The organism is Oceanisphaera sp., assembly GCF_052084945.1.
Taxonomy (GTDB): domain Bacteria; phylum Pseudomonadota; class Gammaproteobacteria; order Enterobacterales; family Aeromonadaceae; genus Oceanimonas.
In genome coordinates this window covers 1-4,337 of sequence record NZ_JBQDEX010000157.1, presented here as the reverse complement: position 1 = coordinate 4,337, position 4,337 = coordinate 1, and the positions used below count along the sequence as shown (strand labels likewise).

At 47.2% G+C, this 4,337-nt stretch carries 4 protein-coding genes; all 4 read left to right on the top strand.

Translation table 11 applies throughout. From position 1 onward, the window contains the following. The first annotated feature begins 162 nt into the window (after positions 1–162). The 4 genes from ACTHY5_RS11285 (at position 163) to ACTHY5_RS11270 (ending at position 4,024) form a co-directional block, all read left to right on the top strand. A complete protein-coding gene (locus ACTHY5_RS11285; protein ID WP_441879681.1) occupies positions 163–414 on the top strand; it encodes a TIGR03643 family protein in 252 nt (83 codons plus the stop codon). Between the two features lie 24 nt (positions 415–438). Further along, complete coding sequence (locus tag ACTHY5_RS11280) at positions 439–1,416, top strand: calcium/sodium antiporter (protein ID WP_441879679.1); 978 nt, start codon at positions 439–441, stop codon at positions 1,414–1,416. Positions 1,417–1,608: 192 nt separating this feature from the next. Next, positions 1,609–2,997 carry a serine hydrolase domain-containing protein gene (locus tag ACTHY5_RS11275; protein ID WP_441879677.1) on the top strand — a complete coding sequence of 463 codons (1,389 nt, stop codon included), beginning with the start codon at positions 1,609–1,611 and terminating at the stop codon, positions 2,995–2,997. 250 nt (positions 2,998–3,247) lie between these two features. Then, entirely contained in the window at positions 3,248–4,024 is a 777-nt protein-coding gene (locus ACTHY5_RS11270) for a glucose 1-dehydrogenase (RefSeq protein ID WP_441879675.1), read from the top strand. The last annotated feature ends 313 nt before the right edge of the window (positions 4,025–4,337 follow it).

Here is a 4,337-nt window from a genome sequence, read left to right as displayed (position 1 = left end):
CTATATGAATATGTTAATATATGTTGTTGTGCCAGCGGGTTCGGTGTGGCTTTGTATCGAGCATACATTTCATAAAAAACCACTTGGCTATGGCCCTTTAATAAATACAATAGCCTGTAACAACAATAGCCTGTAACAACAATAGCTTGCGAGTTTAATTACATGAAACTGTCTCAAGAAAGTGAATCAAGAGTCATTGAAATGGCGTGGGAAGATAGAACCCCCTTTGAAGCCATAGAGCTGCAGTTTGGTTTAAATGAAGCGGCTCTCATTAAGTTTATGCGCGCTCAACTAAAGCCAAGTAGCTTTAAACTGTGGCGAAAACGTGTCACGGGGCGAACAACGAAGCATCTCAAATTACGAGGCGATAATGTCACCCGAGGTTATTGCCCCACTCAATATAAGCACCGTTAACATTTATTAAGCAAGGATTTTTCTATGTTACTGTCTATTGCCGCCATCGTATTGGGGTTGGCGCTATTAGTGTGGAGCGCCGACCGTTTCGTTGACGGAGCATCCGCCACCGCTCGTTTTGCCGGTATGCCACCCTTGTTGATTGGTATGGTGATTGTTGGTTTTGGTACCTCGGCACCCGAAATTGTAGTGTCGGTTATTTCTGCTTGGCAGGGGAACCCAGGCTTAGCGTTAGGTAATGGTTATGGCTCTAATATTGCTAACATTGGCCTTATATTAGGGGTAACTGCGCTGATAAGTCCCATTGCTGTACACTCGCAAGTGTTACGTAAAGAATTACCCATCTTGTTATTGATCACTTTATTGTCGTTGGCTCTGTTATGGAATGGTGCTATTTCGCGCCTTGACGCCATTGTGTTATTAGCGGTGTTTGTGCTGCTGATGGGCTGGAGTATTAGGCAGGGCATGAAAAGCAATACCGACAGTATGAGTGCCGACGAAGCGCTTGAGCTGGGTGATAATTCAATGAGCCTAAAAATGGCGATTTTTTGGTTAATTGTCGGTTTATTGATATTGGTCATTAGCTCTCGCATTTTAGTGTGGGGGGCTGTTGATATTGCTCAAGCCTTTGGCGTGAGTGATTTAGTGATTGGGTTAACTGTGGTGGCCATTGGTACCTCACTGCCCGAGCTGGCGTCATCTATTGCCGCTATTCGTAAAAATCAGCATGACTTAGCCATTGGTAATGTCATTGGCTCTAACTTATTTAACACCTTAGCCGTGGTGGGTTTGGCGGGGGTGATTAGTCCAATGAGTGTGGTGAGTGAAGTGCTTAGCCGTGACTTTGTGGTGATGATCGGCTTAACCTTGTTGCTGTTTATTTTGGGCTATGGTTTTAAAGGACGCCCTGCACGCATCAGCCGTTATGGCGGTGCGCTATTACTTGTCATTTATATCAGCTACACCGGTTGGATAGCGCAAGGGGCGTTAAGCGCGGCTTAACTTACATCGCTGTTTTTTAGGCATATTCTATAAAATTGTTAACGCCCTTGCCCATAATGGGCAAGGGCTTTTTTTTATTGTGCTATTAATAGTATAAGGTGAGCGTAAAGTAAGGGTCGTATTCTCTATAACAATAACTTTATATTTGTCATGTAACATTTAATTAATATGCGTATTTAACAGGAGCGATAAATGATGAGAGACTCTCTTTATTCAGACAATAAGCGCAAGCACAGAACACCTCAACTGGCCCTGTTATTAAGCCTGCCTTTGGTTACTGTCAGTGGCTTTGCTTATGCCGGCGCAACGCCAAGCGAGCCACCGACTCAAACGCCAGTGCAGCTCTCTGCACAAGAAAGTGATCCCAACAGCATGGGCTGGATGCAGGGGTTTCCGCCTGCACCCGATAAACGCGTTAAAGCCGCCGATGGCTCGTTTTTTACCTTTCCGGCACTACGCTACAGCGTCAGTAATATGCGCCAATTTATGCCCACCGTTGACGTGTCACGAGGTATAGGCGCACCCGAGCCCTTACCTCAAAATCCAGACTCTGCCATCGCTTCGCTGCAATTTACTCCCTGGAATAGTAAGCAGCCAATGAGTTTTGCCGACTCTCTTAATAAAAACTACACCGACGGTATGCTGATCATGCATAAAGGTGAAGTCGTGTATGAAAACTACTTTGGCGCATTAGCAAAAGATAAAAAGCATGCTGCTATGTCGGTAACTAAGTCATTTACCGGTACATTAGCAGCAGTGTTAGTGGCAGAGGGCAGGCTCGACCCCAGCAAAAAAGTGGTCGAATACGTGCCCGAGCTTAAAGACTCTGCTTTTGGCGATGCCACAGTGCGCCAAGTGATGGATATGACTACGGGCCTCAAATACAGTGAAAGCTATGCCGACCCTAATGCTGAAGTGTGGGAGTATTCTGCAGCGGGTAACCCCCTCCCTAAAGCGGCAGATTACACAGGCCCTGTGGGATATTTTGAATATTTAATGCAAGTGAACAAGCAAGGCCAACACGGCGAAGCCTTTGGATATAAAACCATTAACAGCGATGCGCTCGGTTGGGTGATTTCTCGCGTTACGGGTGAGTCGGTAGCTGACTTATTATCTGATAAAATTTGGCGTCGTATTGGTATGGAGCAAGACGCCTATTATCAGGTTGATGAGCTGGGTATTCCATTTGCCGGTGGCGGCCTAAGTGCCGGCCTGCGCGATATGGCTCGCTTCGGGGAGTTAATTCGTAACCAAGGGCAGTGGCAGGGCGAACAAATTATTCCGGCCGCTGCGGTGCAAGATATTCAGCAAGGCGGTGATCCCGAGCTGTTTGCTAAAGCCGGATACGACACCTTAACCGGTTGGTCTTATCGCAATATGTGGTGGATAACCCATAACGACAACGGCGCCTTTGCCGCCCGTGGCGTGCATGGCCAAACTATTTATATAGACCCAACCGCCGAAATGGTGTTAGTGCGTTTTGCCTCACACCCAGTTGCCGCTAACGGTGCCAACGATGCGACATCATTACCGGCCTACCAAGCGGTAGCCGACTATCTTATGAATACAGCTAACGACTAGAAACTACCGATTTTGCAACGGAACCCACGGAACCCGCGGAAAAATTAAGATGAGATAAGCTCGAAAAGTACAAAAGATTTTTATTGGTAAAGTAAATAGAAGTCAAATGGCATCAGTTAGGTTGTCCTCTTTACTCCTTACGCTTCACCATAAACAGCTTTTATTCTGATTTGACCTCTACTTTTCCGTGTTCTTTCGCGGATTCCGTTGCAAGAAGGCTTTATTTTTTATGACCACAAAGGTAAATATTATGAACACAGCAAGCTTGTTTGATTTAAACGGTAAAGTCGCCATTATTACCGGTGGCGCCAAAGGCATAGGTAAAGGCTGTAGCCAAATGCTGGCCGCTCACGGTGCCAGTGTCGTGATTGCCGACTTTAACCTAGAGGCCGCTGAAGAAACCGCCGAGCTGATTCGCCAACAAGGTGGCAAGGCTAAGGCCATGGCTTGTAATGTGCTAGAAGACGACAATTTAACCGGCTTAGTGGATGCAACCTTAGCTGAGTTTGGCCAGATCAATATTCTAGTCAACAACGTTGGCGGCGGTGGAGCAGGTCGCGAAAGTCCTGCCACCTTAAGTGTGGAGCAATTTGCCCATACCTTTCAGCTCAACGTTTTTAGCAACTGGCGTTTAGCCCAGCTGTGTGCACCGCACATGGAAACTGCCGGTTATGGCTCCATTATTAATATGTCGTCGATGAGCTCCATTAACAAAAGCCCCGCCATTAGTGCCTATGCTTCGTCTAAAGCGGCCATTAACCACATGACCGCCAACCTCGCATTCGATTATGGCCCAGCGGGTATTCGTGTTAATGCTGTGGGGCCTGGCGCGGTGCGCACCGATGCGCTGGCGTCCGTTTTAACGCCAGAGATTGAATCAACCATGCTGGCGCACACTCCTATTAAGCGTTTAGGTGAGCCAGAAGATATTGCCGGTGCTGTCTTGTACTTTGCCTCTCCAATTTCAAAATGGGTGAGTGGCCAAGTGTTGTTTGTTAACGGCGGCGGCGTACAAACGCTGGATTAATTGCAACAGCGCTAAGCCCCTTCGGGGAGCCATCAGCCCTTTAAGAGGGCTGTACGCTTTAAGCTGTACGCTATAAGTAAAAGAAAACACGGTTTGGTTTTTACGTACAGCGTTCGTCGTAAGGCGTATAGCCGTCTGTTTGAGATCCTGACGTGCGTCAAGATGACGGCAAAGAAGGGGGTTTGTCTGACAGCAGACCGCTTCCAGCTCCCCCCGAAGGTGCTTTAGTTAGGCGCTGAGCTTTAATTCACTTCACCCTAATAACAGAGCGTCCCAGTAACTTACGACCCGCGACATCTAAAAATCGAACTTC

Excerpts from the sequence above, each read along its gene's own strand:
- ACTHY5_RS11275 (WP_441879677.1), top strand. The coding sequence starts at position 1,609 with ATGATGAGAGACTCTCTTTATTCAGACAATAAGCGCAAGCACAGAACA.
- ACTHY5_RS11270 (WP_441879675.1), top strand. The coding sequence starts at position 3,248 with ATGAACACAGCAAGCTTGTTTGATTTAAACGGTAAAGTCGCCATTATT.
- ACTHY5_RS11280 (WP_441879679.1), top strand. The coding sequence starts at position 439 with ATGTTACTGTCTATTGCCGCCATCGTATTGGGGTTGGCGCTATTAGTG.
- ACTHY5_RS11285 (WP_441879681.1), top strand. The coding sequence starts at position 163 with ATGAAACTGTCTCAAGAAAGTGAATCAAGAGTCATTGAAATGGCGTGG.